Annotated in this window: 22 protein-coding genes and 1 pseudogene; 8 read left to right on the forward strand and 15 right to left on the reverse strand. The window is 68.6% G+C overall.

Features of this window, described 5'->3' with window-relative positions; translation table 11 throughout:
• Nucleotides 1–18: 18 nt before the first annotated feature.
• Complete coding sequence (gene mraY / locus FXF60_RS02465) at nt 19–1131, forward strand: phospho-N-acetylmuramoyl-pentapeptide-transferase (protein ID WP_151523685.1); 1113 nt, start codon at nt 19–21, stop codon at nt 1129–1131.
• 54 nt (nt 1132–1185) lie between these two features.
• Nucleotides 1186–1491 (forward strand): helix-turn-helix domain-containing protein, encoded by a 306-nt coding sequence (locus FXF60_RS02470; RefSeq protein ID WP_151523686.1) that lies wholly within the window; start codon nt 1186–1188, stop codon nt 1489–1491.
• 19 nt (nt 1492–1510) lie between these two features.
• On the opposite strand, the gene FXF60_RS02475 is transcribed toward FXF60_RS02470, so the two are convergent.
• The 3 genes from FXF60_RS02475 to FXF60_RS02485 form a co-directional block, all read right to left on the reverse strand.
• Complete coding sequence (locus tag FXF60_RS02475; protein WP_151523687.1) at nt 1511–2116, reverse strand: ClpP family protease; 606 nt, start codon at nt 2114–2116, stop codon at nt 1511–1513.
• Entirely contained in the window at nt 2113–2739 is a 627-nt protein-coding gene (locus FXF60_RS02480) for a ClpP family protease (protein ID WP_151523688.1), read from the reverse strand. Before FXF60_RS02480 ends, FXF60_RS02475 begins: the two co-directional genes overlap by 4 nt.
• Before the next feature lie 79 nt (nt 2740–2818).
• Complete coding sequence (locus tag FXF60_RS02485) at nt 2819–4441, reverse strand: FAD-dependent oxidoreductase (protein ID WP_151523689.1); 1623 nt, start codon at nt 4439–4441, stop codon at nt 2819–2821.
• A 76-nt stretch (nt 4442–4517) separates the two neighbouring features.
• Here FXF60_RS02485 and FXF60_RS02490 point away from each other — a divergent pair, with 76 nt between their 5' ends.
• The 4 genes from FXF60_RS02490 (at nt 4518) to FXF60_RS02505 (ending at nt 8795) form a co-directional block, all read left to right on the forward strand.
• On the forward strand, nt 4518–5075 hold the full coding sequence (locus FXF60_RS02490) for a helix-turn-helix domain-containing protein (RefSeq protein ID WP_151523690.1): 558 nt from the start codon (nt 4518–4520) through the stop codon (nt 5073–5075).
• Nucleotides 5076–5271: 196 nt separating this feature from the next.
• Complete coding sequence (locus FXF60_RS02495; protein WP_192796562.1) at nt 5272–7377, forward strand: calcineurin-like phosphoesterase C-terminal domain-containing protein; 2106 nt, start codon at nt 5272–5274, stop codon at nt 7375–7377.
• Nucleotides 7378–7473: 96 nt separating this feature from the next.
• Nucleotides 7474–8196 (forward strand): 4a-hydroxytetrahydrobiopterin dehydratase family protein, encoded by a 723-nt coding sequence (locus FXF60_RS02500; protein WP_151523692.1) that lies wholly within the window; start codon nt 7474–7476, stop codon nt 8194–8196.
• A gap of 8 nt (nt 8197–8204) precedes the next feature.
• Nucleotides 8205–8795 (forward strand): GNAT family protein, encoded by a 591-nt coding sequence (locus tag FXF60_RS02505; RefSeq protein WP_151523693.1) that lies wholly within the window; start codon nt 8205–8207, stop codon nt 8793–8795.
• Nucleotides 8796–8947: 152 nt separating this feature from the next.
• Here FXF60_RS02505 and FXF60_RS02510 read toward each other — a convergent pair whose 3' ends face one another.
• Complete coding sequence (locus tag FXF60_RS02510) at nt 8948–9829, reverse strand: aminoglycoside phosphotransferase/kinase family protein (protein ID WP_151523694.1); 882 nt, start codon at nt 9827–9829, stop codon at nt 8948–8950.
• A gap of 42 nt (nt 9830–9871) precedes the next feature.
• Between FXF60_RS02510 and FXF60_RS02515 the strand changes: the two genes are divergently transcribed.
• A complete protein-coding gene (locus FXF60_RS02515; RefSeq protein WP_238335664.1) occupies nt 9872–11185 on the forward strand; it encodes an aspartate aminotransferase family protein in 1314 nt (437 codons plus the stop codon).
• 5 nt (nt 11186–11190) lie between these two features.
• Here the strand turns inward: FXF60_RS02515 and FXF60_RS02520 are convergent, their stop codons facing one another.
• From FXF60_RS02520 to FXF60_RS02560, 8 genes and pseudogenes are all read right to left on the reverse strand, one after another.
• Nucleotides 11191–11604: a VOC family protein gene (locus tag FXF60_RS02520; protein WP_151523695.1), complete on the reverse strand. Its 414-nt coding sequence runs from the start codon at nt 11602–11604 to the stop codon at nt 11191–11193.
• Between the two features lie 8 nt (nt 11605–11612).
• The gene (locus tag FXF60_RS02525; RefSeq protein WP_151523696.1) at nt 11613–11888 is read right to left on the reverse strand and encodes an ArsR/SmtB family transcription factor; all 276 of its coding nucleotides are present in this window, start codon (nt 11886–11888) and stop codon (nt 11613–11615) included.
• Between the two features lie 65 nt (nt 11889–11953).
• A pseudogene (locus FXF60_RS02530) lies at nt 11954–12515 on the reverse strand (dihydrofolate reductase family protein).
• A gap of 50 nt (nt 12516–12565) precedes the next feature.
• Nucleotides 12566–13171, reverse strand: coding sequence for a class I SAM-dependent methyltransferase (locus FXF60_RS02535; RefSeq protein ID WP_151523697.1), 606 nt, complete (start codon nt 13169–13171; stop codon nt 12566–12568).
• A gap of 80 nt (nt 13172–13251) precedes the next feature.
• Nucleotides 13252–13905 (reverse strand): response regulator, encoded by a 654-nt coding sequence (locus FXF60_RS02540; protein WP_151523698.1) that lies wholly within the window; start codon nt 13903–13905, stop codon nt 13252–13254.
• A gap of 567 nt (nt 13906–14472) precedes the next feature.
• Nucleotides 14473–15225 (reverse strand): hypothetical protein, encoded by a 753-nt coding sequence (locus FXF60_RS02550; protein WP_151523699.1) that lies wholly within the window; start codon nt 15223–15225, stop codon nt 14473–14475.
• Nucleotides 15222–18995, reverse strand: a complete 3774-nt coding sequence (locus tag FXF60_RS16730) for an AAA family ATPase (protein ID WP_151523700.1) — start codon at nt 18993–18995, stop codon at nt 15222–15224. The genes FXF60_RS02550 and FXF60_RS16730 overlap by 4 nt, the downstream gene beginning before the upstream one ends.
• Nucleotides 18996–19574, reverse strand: a complete 579-nt coding sequence (locus FXF60_RS02560; protein ID WP_192796563.1) for an HAD family hydrolase — start codon at nt 19572–19574, stop codon at nt 18996–18998.
• Nucleotides 19575–19947: 373 nt separating this feature from the next.
• On the opposite strand from FXF60_RS02560, the gene FXF60_RS02565 reads away from it, so the two are divergent.
• Nucleotides 19948–20148, forward strand: coding sequence for a hypothetical protein (locus FXF60_RS02565; RefSeq protein WP_151523702.1), 201 nt, complete (start codon nt 19948–19950; stop codon nt 20146–20148).
• Here FXF60_RS02565 and FXF60_RS02570 read toward each other — a convergent pair.
• Genes FXF60_RS02570 through FXF60_RS02580 form a run of 3 tightly spaced genes read right to left on the reverse strand, consistent with a single transcriptional unit; the run spans nt 20140 to nt 26465 of the window.
• Entirely contained in the window at nt 20140–23238 is a 3099-nt protein-coding gene (locus tag FXF60_RS02570; protein WP_151523703.1) for a type I restriction endonuclease subunit R, read from the reverse strand. The genes FXF60_RS02565 and FXF60_RS02570 overlap by 9 nt on opposite strands.
• A gap of 3 nt (nt 23239–23241) precedes the next feature.
• Nucleotides 23242–24489: a restriction endonuclease subunit S gene (locus tag FXF60_RS02575; protein WP_151523704.1), complete on the reverse strand. Its 1248-nt coding sequence runs from the start codon at nt 24487–24489 to the stop codon at nt 23242–23244.
• The gene (locus tag FXF60_RS02580) at nt 24486–26465 is read right to left on the reverse strand and encodes a type I restriction-modification system subunit M (RefSeq protein WP_238335665.1); all 1980 of its coding nucleotides are present in this window, start codon (nt 26463–26465) and stop codon (nt 24486–24488) included. Before FXF60_RS02580 ends, FXF60_RS02575 begins: the two co-directional genes overlap by 4 nt.
• Nucleotides 26466–26785 lie beyond the last annotated feature (320 nt).

The following is a 26785-nucleotide window of genomic DNA, read 5'->3' on the forward strand; positions in this document are numbered from 1 at the left end:
CAGCGGAAGGGGAGGCGCATGATCGACGTCATGCTTGCCGGCGGCATCTCGATGGCCGTCGCGCTGCTGTGCACGCCGGCCTTCATCCGCTTCCTGGTGCGCCGTCGCTACGGCCAGTTCATCCGCGACGACCTCACCCACCACCACGTGAAGCGGGGCAAGCCCACCATGGGTGGGGCGGTGATCATCGGGGCGACGCTGCTCGGCTACTTCGGCTCGCACGCGGTGCTGCTCGTGCTCGGGGCCACCGGCTGGCTGGACGTGAGCGCCAGCCCGATCTCGCTGAGCGCGATGCTCGTGCTCTTCCTGCTGGCCGGGCTCGGGCTGATCGGCTTCTTCGACGACTTCACCAAGATCAGCAAGGAGCGCAGCCTGGGCCTGACCTCGCGGCAGAAGCTCGTGGGTCAGACGCTGGTGACCGTGGTCTTCGCGCTGGCCGCGCTGCTCGTGACCGACGACCAGGGCAGGTCAGCGGCGTCCACGGCCGTCTCCTTCGTCCGCGACACCCCGCTCGACCTGGCCTTCGCCGGACCGGTCCTGGGGGTTGTGCTCTTCCTGCTCTGGTCCAACCTGCTCATCACCGGCGCCTCCAACGGCGTGAACATCACCGACGGCCTCGACGGACTGGCGACCGGGGCGTCGACGATGGTGTTCGGGGCATACACCGTGATTGCGATGTGGCAGGCCGCGCAGAGCTGTGAGATCTCGCCGGTGGCCAACTGCTACCCCGTCCGGGACGCACTCGACCTCGCCGTCGTCGCCGCGGCGATCTCCGGCGCCTGCGCCGGCTTCCTGTGGTGGAACGCCGCGCCTGCCGCGATCATCATGGGCGACACCGGGTCGTTGTCGCTCGGCGCAGCCCTGGCCGGGATGGCGATCCTCACCCAGACCCAGCTGCTGCTGGTCGTGCTGGGCGGGCTCTTCGTCATCATCACCGCCTCGGTCATCATCCAGGTGATCAGCTTCAAGCTGACCGGCCGGCGGGTCTTCCGGATGGCGCCCCTGCACCACCACTTCGAGCTGCTCGGCTGGGCCGAGATCACCATCGTCATCCGCTTCTGGATCATCGCCGGGATCTGCGCGGCCGCCGGACTGGGCCTGTTCTACGCCGAGTGGCTCGCCAACCTGTAGCGGCCCGGGCCTTCAACCGTCCCGCACGGCCCGGGCCGGGGCTACCCTGGGCCTATGAGCACCGTCGTCCCCCTGCACCGTCGCCACCGAAGGCGTCTCCCGGAGCTGCTGTGGCGGGAGGCTGTCGGTGAGGTGCTGCGCGAGGAGCGGCAGGACCGGGGCGAGCGGATCGTCGACACCGCCGGCACGGCCGGCGTGAGCCCGCAGTACCTCTCCGAGGTGGAACGCGGCCGCAAGGACCCCTCGTCGGAGGTGCTCAGCGCCCTCACCGGAGCACTGGACCTCAGCGTGGCCGAGGTCGCCGCCCGGGCCGCCGACCGGATGACCCGCAGCTCCGGACCGCTCTGCCTCGCCGCCTGAGCAGACCGCGAGACCTGCCTCACTCGAGCTCCACGGGGTCCCGACTGGTCAGCACCGCGTCCACCACGCCGTAGTCGAGGGCGGCCGCAGCGGTCAGGATCAGGTCGCGCTGCGTGTCCTCCCGGATCTGCGCGGGTGACTTGCCGGTGTGCGCCGCCAGCAGCTCCTCCAGCATGGTGCGGACGCGGGCGACCTCCTCGGCCTCCAGGATGAGGTCCGGGATGGTCCCGCGCTGCTGACCGGCCGGGGCGTGGATGACGACGCGGCCGTGCGCCAGCATCGCCCGGTGCCCCGCGGCACCACCGGCCAGCAGGACCGCGGCCGTGGACGCCGCCTGACCGACGCAGGTGGTGTGCACGGCGGGCCGGACATATTGCATCGCGTCGTAGATGGCGAGCACCGCCGGGATCTGCCCGCCGGGCGAGTTCAGGTAGAGCTGGACCGGCAGGTCGGGGCTCTCCGACTCGAGGTGGATGAGCTGGGCGATGACCGTGTTGGCGACCCCGTCGTCGACGGCCGTGCCGAGATAGATCACCCGCTCGGCCAGGAGCCGGCTGTAGATGTCCTGGGTGCGCTCGCCCGCCGGGGTGCGGGTGGTGACGTAGGGGATGGGATAGCTGCTCATCGCCCGCCTCCCAGCCCGACCTGGGGACGCCGCACCGGCATCACCTCGCTCATCGAGGCCACCACGTGGTCGACGAAGCCGTAGTCACGGGCCGCCTCCGCGTCGAACCACCGGTCCCGGCGGGAGTCGTGCTCGACGGTGGCCAGGTCCTGGCCGGTGTCGGCGGCGACCAGCGTGAGCACCGTGTCCCGGGTGTGCCGCAGGTCGTCGGCCTGGATCTCGATGTCCATCGCCGTGCCACCGATCCCGGCGCTGCCCTGGTGCAGCATGACCTTGGAGTGGGGCAGGGCGTAGCGCTTGCCGGGCGTGCCGCTGCTGAGCAGGAACTGCCCGGCGCTGTAGGCCATCCCCAGGTTGACGGTGACGACGTCGCACCCGACGAGGCGCATGCAGTCGCGGATCGCCAGCATCCCGGGGACCGAGCCGCCGGGACTGTTGATCAGGAGCCGGATGTCAGCCGTCGCGTCCTGCGCCGCGAGGATGAGCAGGCCGGAGCAGAGCCGGTTGCTGTTCCACTCCTCCAACGGCTCCCCGAGCAGGAGGGTGCGCTGCTCGAAGAGCTGTCGGTAGAGGTCCTCGTCGAGGTCTCGCCCCGGTGGCGGGGGTGCGGTCTGCGTGCTCATGGGGCCAGCCTGCGTCCGGGGTCGACCCTCGGCTCCCTCCCGCTGCTCAGAGCAGCGCTGCCCGGAGCAGCGTGCGAGGTCAGCCGGTCCGCACCGCCCGGAGCACCACGTCGTCGACGTGGTGGGTCGACGCGGCTCCGGCCGGGCGGGGTCGGGTCTGGTGGAGCTCGACCGTCCACCCGTCCTGGGCGGCGAGTGCGGTCGCGATCTCCTCGACGCCGACGTAGGCCTCGGGGTCCCACATCCGGGTCTGCTCGGCGGGGTCGACCGGCTCGCGCAGCGGGGTCAGGTCGTGGCTGACCACGAGCAGCGTCCCGCCGGGGGCGACCGCGCCCAGCAGGTTGCCCAGGCCCCGGCCCTCCGGGGTGCGGAGGAACGAGCCGTACTGCAGCGAGACCAGGTCGTAGGTCCGGCCGTCGAAGGCACCGGGTGCGTTGGCGTCCGTGCGCAGCAGCGTGACCGGCAGGCCCCGGGCCTGTGCCGCGGCACCGACGTGCCCCAGGGCGTTGCCCGAGATGTCGGAGGCGGTCACCTCCCACCCCTGCTCGGCGAGCCAGAGCACGTCGCCGCCCTCGCCGGCGCCGACGTCGAGCGCCCGGCCGGGCGGCATACCGGTCACCTGGGCGACCAGGGTGCCGTTCGGGTTGCCGCTCCACATGCGGGCCTCGCCGGCGTAGCGGTGGTCCCAGTCGCCCTCCTCGCCGGACGGGCGCTGCTGCGCGCGGACGTCCTCATCGGCCAGGCTGAAGGAGATCATGGCGCCGATCCGGCTGCCGTGCGCCGCGGACGGGAGCACCTGCAGCGAGGGGTCGGTGACGTTGCCGGCGGCATACACCCCGGGGACCGCGGTCTGGCCCGTCATCGGGTCCACCTCCAGCACGTCGCCCATGCCGCTGGCGTGCGGGGTGGCCTCCAGGCCGAGCGAGGCGAGAGCGCCGAGGCGGGCGTGGAAGCGGGTGCCGACCAGCACCGAGTCGGCCTCGAGGGTGGAGCCGTCGGCGAGCTCCACGCCGGTCACCGCGCCGTCCGGACCGGTCGTGACCCGGCGCACCGCCGTGCGCACGACGGGCACGCCGGCGCCCTCCAGTCCGCTCAGGGCCGCCTCGGCGTGGTCGTCCAGCCCGTCGACGTCGTGCAGGACGACGGTCAGCCGGTCGGTGAGGTGGCGCAGCAGGGGGCTGGGGTGCAGCCCCATCGGGTGGGTGACGATCTGGACCAGACGCTGGTCGCGCACCTCGTAGCCGTGGCAGAACGGGCAGTGGATCACGTCCTGCCCCCAGCGCGGCGCGAGCCCCTCGATGTCGGGGAGCTCGTCGACGATCCCGGTGGCGGCGAGCACCCGACGCGCCAGGAGGGTATGCCCCCCGCTGAGCTCGACCCGGAAGCGCCCGTCGTCGCCGGCGCGGACGGCCAGCGCACGCCCGGTGAGCACCTCACCGCCGTAGCTGCGCACCTCCTCGCGGCCCACGGCCACGAGCTCCGAGGGCGCGGCGCCCTCCCGCCCGAGGTAGCCGTGCATGTGCGCCGCGGGGGCGTTGCGGGGCGTGCCGTCGTCGACGACGATGACGGTGCGCCGCTGCCGGGCGATCTGCAGGGCCCCGGCCAGGCCGGCGGCGGAGCCACCGATCACCGCCACGTCGCAGTGGCGCTCGACAGGGGGTGGGGCGGCGTGGTCGTGGGAGTGGGCGTGCTCAGCGGTCATGGGTCAACGGTACGCCCGCCATGCGGTAAGTGAGAACACGTTTGCAGAATTCGCAAGACTGCGGCACGCTTGCCCCATGAGCGCCGCGAAGGACGTCGAGGACCTGGCCCGGTCCCGGCTGCGCAGCCTGCGCACGACCCTCGGCTACTCGTTGGAGGAGCTGGCCGACCGCACCCGCCTGAGCCCCTCCACGATCAGCAGGGTCGAGACCGGCAAGCGCGCCCTGGGTCTGGACGTGCTGGTGCCGCTCGCCCAGGCGCTCGGCGTCAGCCTCGACGCGCTCTTCGAGATGCCCGGCGACGAGGACGTGGTGATCCGCCCGGCGCCGCACAGCTCCGGGGGCCACACCACGTGGCCGCTGAGCCGCTCCGACGGACGCACCATCGCGGTCAAGATGCGGATCGAGCCGACGGGAGGCAGGCCGGACCAGCGGGTGCACCCGGGGCACGACTGGTTCGTGGTCATCGAGGGTCGGGTGCGGCTGCACCTGGGAGACCGCGAGATCGAGGTCGGCACCGGTGAGGCCGCGGAGTTCTCCACCATGACGCCGCACTCCATCGGGGCGATCGGTGGGCCCGCCGAGCTGATCATGATCTTCGACCGTGAGGGGCAGCGCGCGCACGTGCACCAGTGAGCCCTGGGCCGTGCCAGCGGGGTTGTTGACCCGCGCCAGACCAGATCGCCATCGGCGCGCCGCGCGATGTTGACGGGGTCGTGGTCAGGGCATCCAGGGGCGTTCACCGACGTCCCCTTGGCTGGAGCGTGGCCGATGCCGCACGAGATCAGCGCGGCGCAGCCGCCTCATGTCAGCCGACCGAAAAGAGCGGACCGTGAAACGTCACGTCTTCCAACCAGCACTGCTCATGCTCGCCCTCACCGCCAGCGGGGCGAGCATCACCCTCGACGACCCGACCCCGGGCCCGACCACCGACACCACGAGCCGGCCGGAGGTGGGCGCGTCCGAGGACGGGGCGCCCGCGCTGGCGGGGGAGCAGCCGGGCGAGCACCGCCAGGCGGCCTCCGAGCTCGACTACCGCGCCAGCCTCGAGGTGATCCCCGCCGAGGCCGGCGCGACCGCCGCCGCGCAGGCGGACACGATCGACGGTCTGGTCTTCTACGACCGCAACCAGGACGGTCAGCACCAGGAGCGCAGCGAGCCCGGCATCGAGGACGTCCGGGTGACCAACGGCCGCGAGGTCGTGCTGACCGACGAGGACGGCCGCTACTCCCTGCCCGTCGACGACGACATGGCCCTCACCGTCAGCAAGCCGGCCAACTACATGGTCCCCATGGACGAGGACAACATCCCGCAAATGTCCTACCAGCACAAGCCCGAGGGCTCGCCGGACCTGCGCTTCGGTGGCCTGGAACCGACCGGGCCGTTGCCGGAGGCGGTGAACTTCCCGATGCTGCCGACGCGGGTGACCGACGAGTTCAGCTGCGCCGCCCTCGGTGACGTGCAGACCTACTCCGGCAACGAGGTCGGCTACGCACGGGACAGCGCGGTCGCCGACCTGCTCGGCTCGGACCTCTCGGAGCACGAGTGCATGCTCCTGCTCGGCGACGTCGCGGGTGACGACCTCGGGCTGTACCCCCGGATCAAGAACACGATGTCGGCCGTCGGGCTGCCGCAGTACTGGACCCACGGCAACCACGACCTGGACTTCGACGCCACCACGGACGAGGACTCCGCGGACACCTACCGGCGGGAGTACGGGCCGGCCTACTACAGCTTCGACATCGGCCAGGTGCACTTCGTGGTGCTGGACAACGTCGTCTACCCGTGCACCGAGGAGGACCGGGAGAACGGCCGCACCCAGTGCGGCGACCCGGACGACACGGCATACAACGGGCGGGTCACCGACCAGCAGATGGAGTGGCTGGCCAACGACCTGGCGACCGTCCCGGAGGACAAGCTCGTCGTGCTGAACCACCACATACCGATGCTGTCCTTCGTGGACAACGAGCAGGTGATCCACCAGACCGACAACGCGGCGGACATCTACGAGCTGCTGGAGGGCCGCGAGGCGCTGTCGCTGTCCGGCCACACCCACACCATCGAGCAGCTGCTGCCCGACGAGGAGTATGCCGGGTGGCAGGAGGCGGTCGGGGTCGAGGAGGCGCCGTTCCACCACCTCGTCGCCGGCGCGGTCTCCGGCAACTGGTACACCGGTGAGCTGGACCGGGACGGCATCCCCGAGGCGACCGGCCGGCTGGGCGAGCCGCGCGGCTACTTCACCATCGACTTCGACGGCGCGAGCTACGAGGAGTCCTTCCACGCCTCCGGCCAGGCCGACCGCCAGATGGCGCTGTCGTTCAACACCCCCCAGTTCCGCGAGTGGTACGACCAGCTGTGGTCCTGGCACCAGGAGAACCCGCCGACCACCGACGAGATCCCCCCGGTGAACGTCAACGACCTGCCCGACCTGCACCTGTTCACCCCGCGCGACCTGCGCGACGGCGTCTCGCTGACGGCGAACGTGTGGGCGGGCAGCCGCGACTCGGAGGTCTCGGTGCGGATCAACGGCGGCGAGCCGCTGGAGCTGGAGCGCACCCAGGAGGGTCGCGGCGAGGAGGTGCTGCTGGGCGTGGAGTATGCCGACCCGGCCGCCGTGGTGCGGCAGCTGCAGGTCGCGCGCTACGCCTACCAGAGCACGTCCGGCAACGAGGACGCGCAGGGCTGGCAGGCCTATTCCGGCTCGCAGTTCGGGCCCGGCGCGCCGCAGTCGATCGGGCTGGGCGGCGTGGCGAACAAGTCCAGCCACCTGTGGACGGTGCCGCTGCCGCGGGACCTGCCGACCGGCACCCACGTGGCCGACGTCACCTCCGTCGACCGCTACGGCAACCCGAGCACCGACCAGGTCATCTTCGAGGTGCGCGAGGAGCGCCCGGAACAGTTCTGGCGCGAGGGTCCGTGGGAGGACTCCGAGGGCTGAGCCCCGACCACCGCCACCCCCATCGGGGACGTCCCGTGTCCGCGATCCCGCGGGCACGGGACGCGGTGCGTCACCATCCCGGGTACGGTCGCCGCCATGGACATGCTCATGGGGGACGCCATCGCCGCCGCCAAGCTGGCCGACTGGGTGAAGCTCGCCCAGGGCCTGCACGCCCGCTACCTCGTCGACGACTTCGGCGCCGGGGCGCGCTTCCTCGCGGCCGTCGGTGAGGCGGGTGCTGCCGTCGACCACTACCCGACCGTGGCGATGAGTGCCGGCCACGTCGACCTCAAGCTGGTCACCGCCGACGCGATCTACCGCGAGGAGGACGGCACCGAGCACGTCGTGGAGTGGCCGACGCAGCAGGATCTCGACCTGGCCCGACGGATCACGGAGGTGGCCGCCGAGCACCGGCTCACGCCCGACCCGAAGAGCGTCAGCGTCATCGAGCTCGGGCTGGACACGGCGGACTCCGGGACGATCGCCCCGGTCTGGGCCGCGCTGCTGGCCGGTGAGGCGCAGGCCCAAGGCCGAGGCACGCCGAGCGACGAGATCCGGGACGCCACCGGGCGGGTGCCGAACCTGTGGTTCGGCGGCGCGTCCGAGGAGGACTCGCGCCAGCGGTTCCACGTCGAGGTCTACCTCGGCCCCGAGGAGGCCAAGGAGCGGATCGCGGCCGCGCTCGCCGCGGGCGGGACGGTGGCCGACGACAGCGAGGCGCCCGGTATGACCGTGGTCGCCGACCAGGACGGCAACCTCGGCGTCATCTGCGTCGACACCTCGGCCGTGGCGGGCGACGACCCGACCGGGCAGGCGTAGGCCGCGCGATGCCGACGCAGACGGCATACCGGATCGAGGCGCTCAGCCCGCAGACCTGGGACGCCTTCGCGGGGTTGGTCGAGCGCCACAACGGGATCTTCGGCGGGTGCTGGTGCACCCACTTCCACCCCTCGTGCGCCGAGCGCGGACCGGGGTATGAGGGCAGCAAGGCGATGAAGAAGGCCTACGTCGAGCAGGGGAAGGCGCACGCGGCGCTGGTGATGGACGGCGACGAGGCGATCGCCTGGGCGGAGTACGGCCCGCCGGAGGAGCTGCCCAACATCCACCACCGCAAGCAGTACGACGCCGAGAAGAGCGCGGACCCGGACTACCGGATCACCTGCGTCTTCGTCGACAGGCGGCACCGCCGGCAGGGCGTGACCGAGCTGGCGATCACCGGTGCGCTGGACATGATCGCCCAGGCCGGTGGCGGCGTGGTCGAGAGCTATCCGCACGACCTCACCCACCAGACCAAGAAGATGTCGTCGTCCTTCCTCTACAACGGCACGCGGCGGCTCTACGAGCGGCTGGGGTTCACCTACGACCGGCCCAAGGGGCTGAAGAACTGCGTGATGGTGACGTGGGTCGAGCCCGCCTGACCTGCTCGAATTCGACCTCTCGAATGTCTGCCATGGCAACGATTCGAGAGGTCGAAGTCCTGCAGACCCCGAGTGCGCCGGAATTCGACTACGCCTTCGTCTGCCATGGCAGCGTTTCGAGAGGTCGAAATCCGGCGGGCGTGGGTGGCCGATCAGGTGATCTCGGGCGACTCGCGCCAGGCCTCAATCAGGGGAGCCATGCCCGTGCCGAGCTCGGGCACGGAGGGGACGAAGGCGTGCGCCGCCACGAGCTGGACGTTGCGGGCGACGCCCATGAGGCTGAGGCGCTCGGGGTCGAGATCCGCGCCTCCGGCCGCGGTGTATGCCGCGAGCATCTCCTCGGAGCACCCGACCAGATCCCACTCCACCGGCGCCAGCCCGACGTGCTCGAGGTCGCCGACGAGCGTGCCGCGCGGGGTGACCAGCGCGTTGTAGTAGGGCGCGTCGCCGTGCGTCGGGACGAGCCCGTCGACGGAGGAGCACCGCTCGCGCACGACGGCCAGCTCGCGCCGGGCGCGGGCGACGTCCTCGGCGGGCAGCGACCCCGCTGCGGCGACGTCGTCGAGCATCGACTCGCAGCCCTCGAGCGGCACCCACTCGGCGAGGGTCCCGGGATAGTCCGCCAGGGCGCGGTGCAGCTGGGCGACCAGCGGCATACGACGCAGGAAGACCTCCGGCTCGAAGCCCTCGTCACGGTGCTCCACCCAGCGCCAGGCGGTGACGGCGACATCCTCGACGACGTGCACCTCCGCCGGCAGCAGGTCGCTGGGCGCGACCACGGGGAAGTCCTGCCCGGCGAGCCAGGCCGTGACGTCGACCTCGCGCTGGCGCTGGGCCACGTCGGCGGCGAGCGGCAGGACGGTCAGCGTCGGCACCCGGAGCACCACGGGGGCGGGCGCGAGATGGACGATCACGCTGAACGAGTCGTGCAGCACCCGGAGGTCGTCCGTGGGCAGCCCGTGCTCGGTCGCGAGGGTGGTCGCCAGCGCGAGGGCGCGCTCGGCGCGCGGGGAGGGGGTGCTCGTCGTCGACATCTCCGCGATGCTAGCGGTATGCCGGTGCGCCAGCATGTGAGCATGAGTGGCATGACCGATGCTCGCGCCGAAGCCCTTCTTGCTCAGACCGAGCGGCACCTGATCCGCTACGGCTCCGCCTTCTCCCCGCGCATCATCGAGCGCGCCGAGGGGGCATACATCTGGGACGAGGACGGCAGCCGGATCCTCGACTTCACCTCGGGGCAGATGAGCGCGGTGCTGGGCCATGCGCACCCCGACATCGTGCGGGCGGTCACCTCCTCCGTCTCGACGCTCGACCACCTCTACAGCGGGATGCTCAGCCGGCCGGTCCTGGACTTCGCCGAGCGACTCGCAGGCACCCTCCCCGAGCCGCTCTCACGCACCCTCCTGCTGACCACGGGGGCGGAGTCCAACGAGGCGGCGATCAAGATGGCCAAGCTCGCCACCGGGCGCTTCGAGGTGGTGGCGTTCGACCGTTCCTGGCACGGCATGACCACCGGCGCGGCCTCGCTCACCTACTCGGCGGGGCGACGCGGCTACGGGCCGGCGATGCCGGGCAGCCTGACCCTGCCCAGCCCGGACGCCTACCGCTCGCCCTTCCGCCACGACGACGGCTCCTACGACTGGCGCACCGAGCTCGACTACGGCTTCGCGCAGATCGACCGAGCCTCCTCCGGCAGCCTGGCCGCGTGCCTCGTGGAGCCGATCCTCTCCTCGGGCGGGATCATCGAGCTGCCGCCCGGCTACCTGGCGCGGCTGCGGGAGCTGTGCGACGAGCGCGGCATGATGCTGATCTATGACGAGGCCCAGACCGGCCTGGGCCGCACGGGCCAGATGTACGCCTTCGAGCGGGACGGCGTCGCGCCGGACATCCTGACCCTCTCCAAGACGCTCGGCGCGGGCCTGCCGGTCGCGGCGGTCGTCACCTCCCCCGACATCGAGGAGCGGTGCCACGAGCGCGGCTTCCTCTTCTTCACCACCCATGCCTCCGACCCGCTCGCCGCGACCGTCGCCTCCACCGTGCTCACGGTGATCCAGCGCGACGGGCTGGCGGCCCAGGCCGCCGCCCGCGGGGAGGTGCTCCGGGAGCGGCTGCTGGGCCTGCGCGATCGCTTCGAGGAGGTCGGCGACGTGCGCGGGCGCGGCCTGCTCCAGGGGCTGGAGCTCGTCACCGACAAGGCGAGCCGCACCCCCGCCGACGCGCTGGGCGCCGCTGTCACCACCGAGTGCCTGCGCCGCGGACTGCACATGAACATCGTCCAGCTGCCCGGCATGGGCGGTGTCTTCCGCATCGCCCCTCCGTTGACCATCACCGAGGAGCAGCTGCTCGAGGGCCTGGACATCCTGGAAGCGTCGCTCGCGGCGGCGCTCTGAGAGGATCACCCCTCGCCGGCGTGCTCCTCGAGCATCTGGGTCAGCTGGATGAGGTTGCCGCACGTGTCGTCGAGCACCGCGGTGCGCACCGTGCCCATGTCCGTGGGTGGCTGGGTGAAGCGCACCCCCTTGTCCGTCAGCTCCGCGTAGGCGGCCTCGACGTCGGCGACACCGAACATGGTCAGCGGAATGCCGTCGGCGACGAGGGCGTCCTTGAACGACCGGACCGCAGGGTGACCTGACGGCTCCAGCAACAGCTCGACCCCGTCGGGGGCCTCGCTGCTCACGACGGCCAGCCACCGGTCCTCACCGAGGTCGATGTCGGTCTTCGTCACGAATCCGAGGACGGTGGTGTAGAAGCTGAGCGCCTTGGCCTGGTCGTCGACGTAGACGGACGTGTGCGTGATCGCGGGGTTCATCTGGCTCCTCAGGTGGGGTCGACCGGCCAGCGGTCATGGATCTCGCGCAACGGCGAAGGGGTGAAGTGGTGCACCTTGCTGCGGCCGACTCGTGCTGTCTCGACGAGGCCGGCCGACGTGAGCACCGAGATGTGCTGCGAGATGGCCTGCCTGCTCATGCTCACTCCGTGCACGGTGACGAGCCGGGCGCAGAGCTCGAAGAGGGTCTGCCCGTCACGTCGCTGCAGCTCGTCGAGGACGAGTCGTCGCGTGGGATCGGCCAGTGCTGCATAGACGTCTCCCACACGTGGAGCATATGCAAGCGTGTGCTTGCATGTCAAGGATCGGCGAGCCGGCTCGCGACCGGGACCTACGGCCGTGGGCGGTAGCGCAGGGCGGCCGCCCCCGACCCGAACTGCTGCCGGTCGACGAGCTCGAGCTGGACGCGGTCGTGCAGACCGGCGAGGAGGGTCGGCCCGTGCCCCGCGATGACCGGCTGCACCACGAAGACGTACTCGTCGATCAGGCCGAGATCCGCCAGGGCCAGCGGGAGGGTCACACCGCCCACGAAGAGCCCCTCACCCGGTTCCTGCTTGAGCCGCTGGATCTCCCGCCCCAGGTCGCCCCCTAGACGCTGGGCATTCCAGTCGACGTCATCCAGGGTGCTCGACACCACGCACTTGGCAGCCCGGTCGATGATGTCGGCGAACGGGATCTGCCACTCGACCATCCAGGCCGGCCAGCTCCCCGAGGCCGGACGCCGCCAGGCCGACTCCATCATCTGGTAGGTCACCCTGCCGAAGATCAGTGCGTCGGCCCGTGCCAGCTCGGCGGTCCAGAACCGCATCGACTCCTCGTCGGGCGGAAAGGCCCGCCTCGTGGTGGCAGCAGCCGTCGAGCGTGACGTTGATCGCGTAGCGAAGTGGCCTCATCTCACGCCCCTGACCGCGCGTGGACGTCGCTGCCCCCGACGGACAGGGGCTCAGGGCACGACTGCCCGGACCCATTGATAGTGGCCACCGTCATCCATCCACTCCCATGTGTCGAAGTCCACGACGGTCCCGAGACACGTCAGTTCGGCCCGGAGATCGCCATCAGTGCGGTGCCGGAAGTACCGCCCGTCGTCCCCGGTCCATTCACGGTTCTGAGTGTGGCCCCACACGCCGATCTCGACCAGCCCGCCGGGGCGGACGACGCGGGAGATCTCCGCGAGTGCCGAGGCGAGGTCCTCCCCGGGCAGGTGCATCAGGGTGCTCATCGACCAGGCCGCGTCGAAGGAGGCAGCCGCGAAGGGGAGGGAGGTGGCATCGGCCTCCAGCGCGTGCAGCCCGCGTCCTGTGCAGTGCTGGACTGCGGCGGTCGAGAGATCCATCCCTGCGTAGTCGAAACCTGCGCGCGCGATGAGCATCCCGTCACGGCCGGCGCCGCACCCGATCTCCAGCACCGACCTGAGCCCGCGAACGCGCAGCTGCTCGAGAAAGGCCGTGAGGGCACGGCTGCGACGCTCACCCAGGGGTCGAGCGGCTCGGTGCTGCATCTCCCGCGCGTCGTAGTGCGCACAGAGGTTCTCGCGCACATCGGGTCCCATGCGCCGACACTAGGGCAGCCGCACCCCGGCTGTGCGCGGCCGCCGTCAGGACTCGCCACATGGCGGCCAACCGGGGGCGATCACGGTCGCACGCGCCGGGTGTCGTAGGCCCACATCGCGATCTCGACCCGGTTGCGGGCACCCAGCTTGGCCATCAGGGAGGCGATGTGGCTCTTGACGGTGCTCAGGCCGATGAAGAGCTCGCCGGCGATCTCTGCATTGGTATGCCCGCGGGCGACCAGCAGCAGCACCTCCTCCTCCCGTCCGGTAAGGGGATCGACCGGTTGGGCCGGTGTCGCGGGCGCGTGGTCGGCGAAGGTGGCCAGCAGCCGGCGGGTGACGTTGGGCGCGATCAGCGCGTCCCCGTGGGCCGCGGCCCGGATCGCCTGCGCAAGGAGCTCCGGACCCGCGTCCTTGAGGAGGAAGCCACGTGCACCAGCGCGAAGGGCCCCCAGGACATACTCGTCGAGGTCGAAGGTCGTGATCACCACGACCGCCATCGGATCAGCCACGTCCGGCCCGGCCAGGCGGCGCGTGACCTCCACACCGTCGAGGCCAGGCATCCTGATGTCCACGAGGAGGACGTCGGGCCGCAGCCGGGTCGCCGCCTCGAGCGCCGCTGGCCCGTCCGCCGCCTCCCCCACCACCTCGAGGTCGGGCTCTTCGGCCAGGATCATCACGAGACCGGTCCGCACCAGGTCCTGGTCGTCGGCCACCACGACACGGATGGTCACAACCGTGCCACCGCTGGGAAAGTGGACTAGACGACCCAGCCACCACCGGGTCCTGGGACCACAGCGAAGGTGCCGCCCAGCAGTTGCACGCGTTCCGACATACCCGTGAGGCCCCAGCAAGTCGGACAAGGCAGACTGGGAAAGGGCCATCGGTGAGATCTCCTCTGGTGAGTACTTGGCGGTACACACCGAGCATCTCGCCGATGACCCCTCTACGTCAGGGAGCCACACCCACTCCCCAAACCCCACACCCCACGGGACTCCTACCTTCGGCAGCAAGCCGTTCTCGGGGGCCAACGCGTTCCTTGAGGAGGACGGGCGCGAGCCGATCGACTGGCGGATCCCGGATCTGTAATGGTCGGGACTCGAGCGAGGTGCCCAGACCAATTCGTCGTCGGGTAGTCAGAGCCGATGAGCTCGATCGGGCTGAGCGGCACGCCGCCAGCCTCATGGACTTCGCGGACCGCGGGACCACGACTGTGATTCCGCCTTCGCGCCGTCCGTTCGGAGGGTCGGGCTCAAAGGGCTCGACCAGCCATCAGCGACGCGCTGGCCACGGCCTTCACCTCACGCGATCATCGCCTCGAGCGCTTCGACCACCGACTCCAAGGCCTCGAGGTCTTGCTTGACCTCTGTCACGGTGAGCGGTGCCCGGCCCCGACCGTGTCGGTCCCCGGTGTGCACGATCTTGTTCCGCCGCTTGGTGATGCGCTCCAGGAGGTCGAATGAGGTTCCCTTCGGGACCTTGCGATGGTGGTCCATCTGATTGGTCCACTTGGTGATCCCGATGAGTGACAGCAGTTCGCCCAACTTGGAGGGCGAGGTGCTGGCCAGTTCGTTGATATGACGCACCATCACGCGTTCACGCAGTCCTCGGCGCCGACGTTGGTAGTCGGTCTCGATGTCGAGCCAGTCTCCCACCGTGAGAGGCACCTTGCGCATCCGGTCAGTCGCGCTCATGTTCGCCCTGAGCAGTACGCCGGCGCGCTCGATGGCCTTGTCCGACAGGTACGTCTCGGTGGCTGCGCATGCAGCAACCAGCGCTTGACGCAGGAGTGGCTTGTGGTCTGAGAAGTGTGCACGGCTGAGTCCTGAGCCGGGTTTGAACACGACGAGGACGTCGCCGCTCTCAAGGCAGTCCAACTCGCCGCGTTGCTTGGCAGGGATCCGCATGGCATCGCCCACCCGCTCACGGAGCTCGCGGCGCATCCGGTAGGCACGTTGATTGGTGAAGCCTTCGGCCAGGCGCACGAGGTGGTGAGCGTCCTCCATGTTCGCCTTGAAGGACTCCAGGGGCGACAGCTTCGCGACGCCGCTCACACCGACTCCTCGAACACTCCGCGGGCTAGTTGCTCGATCTGAGCGGCGTCGATGCCGTCGGGTGGTTGGCCTTCGGTCGACCAGACGAGTGTTCCCTCAGGGCCTCCGCCTTCGGTCCACGGGGCGATCCCGTGGTTGGCGTACCACTGCCTCTTGGCCTCCCAATCGGCGCGGTAGCCAGCCTTGTCCAGCATTCCCAGGTGCTCCCAGTAGGTCGGCGTAGTTCCGGGGCGATGGATGGTGAAGTCCGGGAGTCGGCGGGTTCCGTCTGGCATCACGAGTGGCTGCTCGTACAGGTATTCCACACCCAGTGACCTCAGTGTGTTGGCCACGATGACCTCGGACTTAGAGATGACGAGTTCTCCGTTGGCCGTGCGGTGGACATGCGCCCCGTCGCGCAGACGGCCGTCTGCGGCCTCGAATGGCGATGGCGGGCGGAAGAGGCGCGTAAGTCGCCGCCCGGTCTCCGATTCGAGCGGACCGGCGACGCGTCGGAGGTCGGACGGATCTCCCTGGATGAGGAGCACGCACTTGCGTTGGTGTCTGGTCAGTGCGGTGTACAGCAACTCCGGGGACAGGAGTGGGCAAGGGTTGGGGACGACGACGAACGTGAGCCCGAATTGGGATCCTTGGGACTTGTGGACCGTGACCGCGTAGGCGAGTTCGAGTTCCTCGACTCCGTCGTTGTCGCCGTTGAGGTCGGATGCCCAGAAGATGAAGTGCAGGCCAGGCTGGGTGGACAACTCGACCTTGAGGCCCTTGTTCCCTGCCCACCAGGTGGCAATGCCGATCTCGCCGTTGGCTACCTCGGCCTTGACCTTGGCTTTGTCGGCGATGCGCTCGGCCTTCATGCCGTGATTGCGGACCACCATCACCTTGTCGTGGTAGAGGATCTCGTCGGCGCCCATCGGTGGGGGCAACCTGTAGTTGTCCCTGGCGCTGGCCGCGTCCTGGCGCCGCCACGTCCGCCGCACCAGCCGGTTGAGGCCGTCAACGCCACCTTTCCTGGCCCGGACCGGTGACAGGAGTTGCCAGTTCTCGGCTCCCTCGCCGCCCGTGCCGAAGTCGAATGCGGGTCGGCCCATGTAGCTCGAGGTCGCGCCAAGGGATTCCTTCAGCGCATCGGAGGTGCCAGGGGCGAGTCGGTACTCATCGACAAGCGTGTCGACGACAAGGTCGTGTAGTTCCTCTTCGGTCTCCCACCGCTTGATCAACACAGAGCCGTCGCCGGTGCCGTTCAACACGCGGGCGAACGCCTCGTCGGCGGCGGGGTGGGCGGAGTCGGTGGCGAAGAAGGCGGCGACGGCGAGGTCGTCTCGACCCGAGTCAGAGCCGGTGATCGTTCCCGTGGTGCCGCGCTGCCGCCGGCCGATGGTGAGCTGGGCGATCCCGCCTCCCGTGGGCTGTGCCTCGACGCCAGCAGAGGACGATGCGTTGAGATCGGCCAGGTGGCGGATGAGGTCTGCGAATGGCCGGCCCGCCCCGATGGGTGGGAGCTGGCGGTGGTCGCCGCAGAGGATGAGTCGGTCGACTCCGGTGACCGCGGCGAGGAGCGCGGCGAGCATCTCCTCCGTGAGCATGGATGCTTCGTCGACGATGACCGTGTGGTAGGAGCCGATCTTGGCCGCGCCGTCCTTGATGTGGTAGCCGAACTCGTAGTCCCAGCGGCCGGAGGGGCGTAGGAAACTGGCGAGAGTCGCCGCCCTTTCACCGGTCTTGTCGCCGAGTTGGACGCGGGCCTTGCCGGTAGGCGCCAGGAGAAGCACGCGTCCGCGGATCTCCGGTTGGCTGCACAGTGCCTTGAGGAGTGTGGTCTTACCGGTGCCGGCGGGGCCGACGAGTGCCGATACGCGTGCTTGAGCCAGCGTCTGAAGCGCGAGCGACTTCTCGGCTCTGGCCAGGGGCTCGTCGACATCCGTCGGGTCGATGGGTTGAGCAATCGCCTCATCGACTGCTTGGGCCCAGTCCCAGGTGACGTCGAGTGGGCCTAGGTGAATGCGCTGACCAATCTCGTCTGCGATGAGGTCGCCAGCAGCGGCCAGCCGATCCAGTTGCCAGCCCCGGCCACTCTCGGCGAGCGGCGTCTCCGCGAGAAAGGGGTGGAACTCGTCTGTGGCGAGCTCGAACAGATCGGTTTCCGGGTCACAGGTGGGTTCCAGGCCCAGGTTGCTGATTCGCCTCCTGAGTTGCGGCTCGTCGAGGAGTGTGTGCCCCTCGTCGATCGCTCGTTCCAAGACGTGGACGCATGCGGCTCGGACACGCCTATCGTCCGCCGCCTCACCGATCGGGTCGGGAAGTGGGCATCGATCGAGCGTCGCCTGGGCGTTCGCGGATCGAGGGAACAGGCCGCGGTCGATGGTGCCGAGGGTCAGGCCGTCGCGACGCCGTCGGTCGATCTCGTAGAGCTGGTACGGGTTGGCCAAGAGCTCGGAGTCGGTGACGATCGAGCCATCGATGCTCCGCTCGGTTTGGTCGAACAGTCGCCGTGCCTGATCCCTGGTGAGGTCAAAGCGTGCGAGGAGTCTCAGGAGTTCGTATCGTTCTGGTTGTTCCGCTAGCCGCTCCCAGGCCTTCCTGGCCATGCGGTGGACCAACCCGGTTGCCGGTCCCTTGCCCGAGGCCGCGTCCTTGATCGCGGACTCAAGGGCAGGCCAAGGGTCGTCTGCGGGGTCATCGAGTGAAGCGACCACCCGGTGCGCAATGACCGCTCCCCGAGCGAGTCCGGCAGCGGTAAGAACTGCACCGAGTCCCGGGTAGGCGCCACGCTGCGCCCACGCGTCGGCGATCCGGTCCTCGAGCCAGGTCGCGACCTGGTTCCACGGACCGTCGACGATTCCGGGAAGCATCTCCACTACGCGTGCGAGTTCGGTCAGTGCCTGGACAGCGGTGTCGTGGCTGACCAGTTCGGTGACGTATGAGAACTCCTCGAAGGAGTCCGGCGGCGCGATGGCAACGAACCGGGCGAGGTCATTGCCGCTGAGCTTCGGGTCGGCCAAGAGCTGCTGGTACGGAAGGAGGAAGCCGTCGGTGCAGTTTGGCGTGATCGAGTGAGCAACCGCGCGTTCCCACATGATCGAGCGCAGCGGACCGGTGCCGTCGTACTCCCATTCGCTGGGCGGCGCCACTGACGTCACCAAGCCCGCGCCCACCAGGACGCGGCCACCGGGTGGTCGATCTTCGAGGAGCGGAACGTCCTTGGCGTAGATGAAGACCAGCGACCTCGTGGGAACAATGGCGGAGAAGAACGAGTCGAGCATCGCCAACTGGTTGCGGTGGTCTTGGACCCAATTCGTCTCGGTGCGCTTCTCGATGATCTCGTCGGCCCGGTCTTCCAAGGACCGGTCGTACTGAATGCCCCAGATGTCGGCGATCAGCTCAGCCTGGTCGCGCATCACCCAGCGATACGGCGTCGCCTCGAACGAGTACGCCGGCATGGTGTGCGTCGTGGTTGCGAAGTGCGCGTGCGACCGCGTCCACCCACCGGCATAGGCATGGTCCCGGTCGATGGAGTAGGCACTCTCGCGCATGAAGCCGCCCCGCTCGAACACGCATGGAGGCACCCGCCGGCGGGGGAGGTCCGACCAAACCATGCCGCTGTCGTCGGACTCGGTCTCGGAGTCCTTGTTCTCCTTGATGTTCTTCAACACCGAGCAGAAGTGGTTCTCTCCAGGCTTGTCGCACACGCGCCCGGTCCAGTCGGTGTCGTGCCAAGGCACGCGTACGGACAGGTGCATCGGCGCGAGTTGCACGGCGCCTTCGGCAAGTGGCATCTACAGCATCTCCCCATGTGGCGCTGAGCGGCAGAGGAGCACGCCTGTGGGGAGATGGTGGTGCTCCGTGGCCTGCAGCCCGTACGTGCCCGTGTACCGACCAGTCCTCAGGTCCTCCGGATCGACCCCCGCAGCAACATCGTGGTCCGGAGATGGGTACAGCACGTCGATGACTCCGTCAAGACCCGTGTGCCGGAGGCGCGACTCCGTCCAGTACGCGCCGGACTCGGGATAGGCAACGATCCGTAGTCCTCGGTTCTTCAGGGCACGGAGCTTCTCGTCCACTCCGGGGTACAGCCTCGTCGTGTGCTTGCGCGCCGAATTCTGGGCATGCAGTGCGTCGTTGAAGACATCGAAAGGGTCACGTCCATCTGCGAACTCGACCAGTGCGGGGACCTCGCGGATCAAGTTGGAGTACTCCGTGGTGCCTCGCTGTTGGTGAACCGCCTTGATCTGCTGTTCCAGAGTCTGCCGGTTCGCCCCACTTATGGAGACGAGCCCGTCGAGCAGGGCGCTGAACGACTGATACCACGCCTCGAACCAGTCCCAGAGCGTGTTGTCCAGGTCCGTGATCAGCATGCGAGGTCCCACCGTCATGCTCATCACCCTAGTCATGGGTACCGACAAGAGCCTGAGTCCGAGCAGCTCTCAGGCGCGTTTCTGCAGGGCGGAGGCGAGCCCGTACTGCTGCTGGGGGTCGAGGGAGTACCCACCACGATGCCTGACCAGCATCCCGAGCGCCGAGGTGGCGCCTTTGAAGCGAACCTTGCAGACTTACCTGCAGTCCGTCGCGGACCCGTCGGCGACCGACGTCGTACGCGGCTTGGACGAGACCGTGCAGCCGGGGACCGGGTACCGGTGCCTGAATCCCGTGTGCGATCAGATGTGCGCGTGGCCCTCCGGCTACGCGGCCGGCAGACCGACCAGGTTCTGCTCGCGTAGCCGCCGTCAGATGTTCGACCGGGTGCAAGCACGTCTCGCCTGGGAGGTCGACACGTTGGAGGCGTGGCTGCAGCAGGCCGATCTACTGGCCAAGGATCGCGCCGTCCTCGAACGCGCCGCCGGCCAGCCCCGGTGGGCCCTGGAGCGCTACCCCGACACCGGGGTGGGGGTCGGCCGGCCCACGTCCTCACCCGGGAGCAGCTCAGGCTGACTCGCGCAGGGTCTCCCAGAGCTTCATCATTCCCATGATCGCCAGGATCTCCTCGCGGGAACGGTCGGCGGCGAGGCGCTCCAGTCCGCGCTGCTGACTGTCGGTGGCCTCGACGATGACCTCCTGGATGGTGCGCCACAGGTCCGGTCCGGAGAAGAAGTCGAGCTTGTTGTTGGCGGCAGCCTGGGCGCGCAGGTCCTCGTTCTCGAGCATCTTGCGCAGCACCGTCTCGACCGCGGAGACCTGGTCGCCGTCGGAGAGGCCGTCGCCGTCGAAGAGGGTGTTGATGTGGGCCAGCACCTCCGACCACGGCACCAGGTCGGCCTCGTGGCGGCCACGGGATCCGGCTGCCAGGACGGACGCGAGCCCCTCGGCCTGCCCGGTCGCCAGGTCGAGTTCCTGCTCGGGCTGCTTGTGCAGCGCGTGGTGGGTCAGGGTGACGTCGGAGAGGTCGATGGTGTCCTCGTGCCGGTTGGAGTCCTTGAGGGCCTCGGCGAGCAGCCGCGCGAAGGTCGCACGCTTCTCCAGCTCGACGTCGTCGTAGTCGACGATCGCGGCGAGGAAGTCATACGTGCCGACGAAGGTGCGCAGGTCACGGCGGAAGGTGTCGAGCCGGTCGACCTCGCTGTCGTCACGACTCTGCAGTGCCCGCCGGTATGCCGTGTTGAACCTTTCCTTGACCGGCGCCAGCGCGGCGGACAGTTTCCCCTGGCTGGGTTTGGTGGTCCCGTCACCCCAGTACGCCTTGGCGCACCCGTCGACGTCCATGGCGTCGAAGAGGGCGACCCCGGCGAGCTTGTCCCACTGGTCGAAGACGATGTTGGGGTCGCTTGCCTGCGTGAGGTAGGCGCCCTCGTAGTAGACCTTGAACGCGTCGAGCACGTCCTCGGCCTGGTTGACGAAGTCCAGCACGTAGGTGGTCTTGCCCGGATACACCCTGTTGAGCCGGGACAGGGTCTGGACGCACTGCACACCGTCGAGGCGCTTGTCGACATACATCGCGCACAGCAGCGGCTGGTCGAACCCGGTCTGGTACTTGTTCGCCACGATGAGCACCTGGTGCTCCCGCGTCCCCAGCGCCTCCGGGATGGTCCGGCCGCGCAGGTCGGTGTTCATCGAGTGCTCGGTGAACTCCTCCGGCCCGGACTCGGGGTCCTCGACCGAGCCGGAGAACGCGACCAGGGTGGCGACGTCGGTGAGGTGGTGCTCGGCGATGTACTTGTCCATCGCCAGCTTGTAGCGCACCGCAGACTTGCGGGAGTCGGTGACCACCATGGCCTTCGCATGACCGTCCAGCAGCGGCGCGACGTTAACGCGGAAGTGCTCGACGATGATCGCGACCTTCTGGCTGATGTTGTAGGGGTGCAGCTTGACCCACTGCATCACTGACTTCATGGCCTTGGACTTGTCGACCGTCTCGGAGTCGTAGTCCTGTCCACCGTGGACCAGCCGGAACGCCGTCCGGTAGGTCGTGTAGTTCTTGAGCACGTCGAGGATGAAGCCCTCCTCGATGGCCTGCTGCATCGAGTACAGGTGGAACGGGACCTTGTCGACCTCCCCTCCGGTGTCGGAGGTGCCGAACAGCTGGAGCGTCTTGCCCTTCGGGGTTGCGGTGAAGGCGAAGAAGGAGACGTTCGGCAGCGCACCCCGCCCCTCGAGCTCCAGCCGCACCAGGTCGTCGACGCCGACCGTGTCGTCCTCTTCGGTGACGTCGTCGAGAACCTTGCCCGACAGGGTCTGTCGCAGCTTGTTGGCCGACTCCCCGGTCTGAGAGGAGTGGGCCTCGTCGATGATCACGGCGAACCGCTTGCCCGCCAGCGACTTCGACTCCCGGATCGCCTCTAGCGCGAACGGCACCGTCTGGATCGTGACGACGATGATCGCCCCGCCGGTGGTCAGCGCCTCGGTCAAGGCCTGCGACTTGGAGGAGAACCGTTTCGCGAAGTCGCTGTCGGTGCCCTGCCCGATGGGCAGCACCACGCCCCGCTTGTGGTCGATCTGGTAGATCGCGTCCTGCAGCTGGTCGTCCAGCACCGTGCGGTCGGTGATCACCAGGATCGAGTCGAAGACCTTGTCCGAGCTGGCGTCGTGCAGCGTGGACAGCTGGTGCGAGAGCCACGCGATGGAGTTGGTCTTGCCCGACCCGGCCGAGTGCTGGACCAGGTAGCGCTGCCCTGGCCCCTTCTCCTTCGCATCCGCTAGGAGCGTGGTGACCGCATCGTGCTGGTGGTAGCGCGGGAAGATCACCGTCGAGGACCGGGTGACCCTGCCGGTCGCCGGGTCCTTGCGCTTGTTCACCTGCACGTGCATGAACTTGCCGAGGATGTTGAGCCAGGTGTCCTTTGCCAGCACCTCTTCCCACAGGTATGCCGTGGCAGCCCCGTCCGGGTTCGGCGGGTTCCCGGCATGACCGGCGTTGCCGCGGTTGAACGGCAGGAAGGGCGTCTCCGGACCATCGAGCCGGGTGGTCATGTAGACCTCGCTGTTGTCCACCGCGAAGTGCACGAGGGCCCGGTGCCCTGGAGCCAGCAGCGGTTCCCGGCGGCGGGTCTTGGGGTCCACCGGCGGGCGGTCATGGCGGTACTGGCGGATCGCCTCGTGCACGTCCTGCTGGAACTCGCTCTTCAGCTCGGCTGTCGCCACCGGCAGCCCATTGACGAAGAACACCAGGTCGATCGAGTCGGTCTTGTTCTCCGAGTAGTAGACCTGCCGGGCGACCCGAAGCCGGTTCTGGGCGTAACGCTTCGTCGTCGTCGGGTTCATCGACTCAGCCGGACGGAACTGGCACAGGTCCAGTTGCTTGGTGGACTTGAACCCGTAGCGCAACGCGGCCAGAGTCCCGCCGCCCGCGTCCAAGGGGCGGTCCAGCGACTCGGCAAGCCGGTCCAGCAGTCGCTCCCGGTCCTTATCGGTCTTCACGATTGCAGCGAGTGTTTCCGGCTGGGTGGCCTCCAGCCAGGCGAACAGGTCATCGGCCCACAGCGCCCGCTTCTTGTCGTAGCCGGTGGAGCCTGGCTCGTAGACCCACCCATGCGCCCCGAGGTGGTCGCACAACTCGTCCTCGAGCTGCCGCTCGTGCTCCACCGCCACGCCTCAGCCCGCCTTCCCGTAGGTGGTGACGTCCAACTTGCCCGTCACCGCCGCCGTGATCAAGGCCGCACGCCGCTCCCTCAGCTTGGAGCTCAGCTCCTGTGCCTTGGCCACCATCGCATCAACCTTGGGTGCATCGGCCGCCAACGCGCGCGCCACCTCGACCTGAGACTCCACGTGCGGCAATGGCATGGGCAAGTTGAGGAGGTCTTCCTTGCTGACGTTCTGCATCGAGTGGCTGGCCCCTGTTGCCTCCAGTTCGATTGCCTGACGAATGCGGGGGGTTCCCAGGAACGACGAGACGAACCAGGGATCGGCGACCCGTCGGTCCACCGTGATCGCGTAGGTTTTGTCGCTCAGCATCAGACGCGGGTAGTCAGCCTCCACCACTGCGGCACTTCCCACGAGGTCCCTTGTACTTGCTCGCGACATGACGATCTCCCCACGGCGGACGACAGTCTCGACGCGCGGTTCAGCGTCCGCGGGCAGCAACTTGTTCTCCTGAGGCCGGAAGACTCCACCATTGACACAGCCCGTCTTGAGCACACCCCACTCCGTCACCCCGTCGGCCGGGACCGACTCACACTGCGGGCTCCACCCCTGCCGCATCTCGGTCACGAAGTGCTTGAGGCGTGCCCCAGACTCAAGGTCGAGCACCGATTCCACAGCTTGCGCGTTCGCTGACCGGTGATGTTCGCGAAGGCGGGCGACCAGCGCATCCTGCTTGCCGAGGAGCGCGTCAATCTTCGCCGTCTCGCGGTCCAGGAAATCTGCGATAACAGCCTGTTGCTGCAGGTCCGGCATCCAGATCGAGAGCTTGCCGATGTCGCTCTGGCGAAGCCCTACTCTGGTTACTCCAGTGGCGAGAACCTGCCATTGCTGTGCCGCGGCCGACGACGCCAAGGACCAGTAGAGGTAGCGGGGGTGGACGGCACGCTCGCTTGGTCTGGCGATCGCAACGTGGTAGCCACACACCAGCGGCGAAGAGGTCTGGACGTAGGCCGGCACGCCGATGTCATCTGCCGTCTCCGAGTCCTTCGTGAACAAGGTATCGCCTGGCGCGATGGAGAATCTCCTGATCTCGTCTGGCGTCGCCGTGGCGCTCATGAAGATGAGCCCGTCCACGATGGCGTTGTTCTTGTAGACATCCACGTAGTTGCACAGCCGAACGGGTACCTCCCCCTCGACCGTGTGCTTGTCCACCGTGCTCACCGAGACCTCGGCGACGTGACTGAGGCGGCTGAACGTCACGAGTCGAGCTCCGCGAAGAGGTCCTGGATCTCGACGATGAGCCGCTTGACGTCCGCGTCGATCTCCTCCAGCGGGCGGGGCGGGACGTACTCGTAGAAGTGCCGGGGGAAGGGGATCTCGTACCCGATCTTGGTCTTCGCGTGGTCGACCCAGGCGTCGGGGACATAGGGGAGGACTTCGCGGGCGACATACTCGTCGATGTCCTGGCCGAGAGGGACGTTCTCGGTGTCCCGGAGCTTGGAGTCCGGCTCGGTGTTTCCCTTGGCGTCGGTGCAGACCTCCGCGGTCTCGTCACGCTCGCCCAGTGCTGCGTGGATGGCCTTGCGGACCGGGGATCCGACCTGGAGGTCGGCTTCACCGAGTGCCTTGCCCAAGGCCTGGTCGAACGCGGGCCGCTCCTTCCACACCGTCTTGCGGTCGAGGGTCTGCAGGGCCCGGCGCAGCTGCTCCTGGGTGGTCTCGTCGAGCTTCTGCACCGCCTTGGCCTCGATTGCCGCATCGATCCGCTCGGCCGTGGCCTGGAACGACAGCCGCAGCGGACGTTCAACGGTGATCGTGTGGAAGCCAAACGCCTCGCCCGGGAAGACCTTGGAGCGCTTGTCGTCGACGTCGTCGAACGCGGCATACAGCTTGACGAGGGTCTCGATGTCGGTCGGTGACAGCTCCTTGCGCTTGGACCCCAGCGACTTGCGCATCTTGGTGAACATCTGCGAGCCGTCGATGAGTTGGACGTAGCCGCGGCGCTCGACGGGCTTCTTGCGGTCGAGCACCCAGATGTAGGTGGCGATGTCGGTGTTGTAGAACATGTCGGTCGGCAGGGCGATGATCGCATCCAGCAGGTCTGACTCGATGACCCACCGGCGGATCTCTGACTCACCGGAACCGGCCCGTCCGGTGAACAGCGGGGACCCGTTGAGGACGATCGCGGCCCGTCCGCGGACGTTCTCGTCGTCGGGGTCGACGGTGCGCATCTTGTCGATCAGGTGGAGCAGGAACAGCATGGACCCGTCGGAGACGGCGGGCAGGCCGGGGCCGAAGCGTCCGTTGAAGCCGAGCTGCTTGTGCTCCTTGACGACCTCGCGCTGCGAGGTCTTCCACTCCACTCCGAACGGCGGGTTGGACAGGCAGTAGTGGAAGTCCTTGCCCGCGTGGGCGTCGTCGGTGAGAGTGTTGCCCAGGGCGATGGCGTCCACCGGCTGGCCCTTGATAATCATGTCCGCCTTGCACACGGCATACGAGCTGGGGTTGATCTCCTGACCGGCCATCAGCAGGCGGGCAGACGGGTTCTGCTCCCGCAGGTGCTCGTCCATCGTCGAGAGCATCCCGCCGGTGCCCGCGGCTGGGTCGTAGACGCGGCGGTTCACGGCCTTGCCCGGGGTGGTCGCATCCTCGTCGCCGACCAGCAGCAGGTCGACCATGAGCGCGATGACCTCACGCGGGGTGAAGTGCTCACCAGCGGTCTCGTTGCTCGCCTCCGCGAACTTGCGGATCAGCTCCTCGAACACCGAGCCCATCTCGGTGTTGCTGACGTGCTGGGGGCGCAGGTCCAGCTTGGAGAACTCCTGGACCACCAAGTAGAGGGCGTTGGCCTCCTCGAGCCGCTGCACCTGCTCCTCGAACCCGAACCGGGTGAAGACGTCGCGGACGTTGTCGCTGAAGCCGTCGACGTAGGAAAGCAGGTTGGCCTTGATGTTGGCGCTGTCGCCAGTCAGCGACGGGAGCGTGTAGGGCGAGGTGTTGTAGAACGAGTACTTCGAGGCCTTGCGCAGTTTGACGTCCAGCAGGTCCTTGGCCGTGCGTTCACCTGAGCGCTCCTGCTCGGCCAGCACCGCGTCCTTCGTCGCCGCCAGGACGCAGTCCAGCCGGCGCAGGATCGTCATCGGCAAGACGACGTCGCCGTACTCCTTGGGCTTGTACGGCCCGCGCAGCAGGTTGGCGATCGACCAGATGAAGTTGGCGTCCGGCTTCGACGGCACAGTGGGGCGTCCTCTCGTGGTGCGTGGACCCATCCTTGCCCATCAGGCCAGCCTCTCGGTGGAGCGGTCTTGCCCGCGCCGTGCGAGGCGCGGGCAAGACCGAAGGTCAGGCCGCCCGAATCAGCACGAAGCCTCGGCGGCGGCTCTCCTGAAGGTTGTCTCTCAGCTCGCGGGCGATCAACTCGTCGAACCCCTCCGGAGTCCGGCAGCCGCAGGATGAGCCACCCCCAGGGCCGTAGCCCCTAGGAGCCGAGTCCTCACAGCGCAGGTCCGGCGGGACCCCTCGCTGCAGGGTGACACAGAGGTCGTGCTCGCAGGCT

Source organism: Serinicoccus kebangsaanensis, assembly GCF_008919445.1.
Lineage (GTDB): Bacteria > Actinomycetota > Actinomycetes > Actinomycetales > Dermatophilaceae > Ornithinicoccus > Ornithinicoccus kebangsaanensis.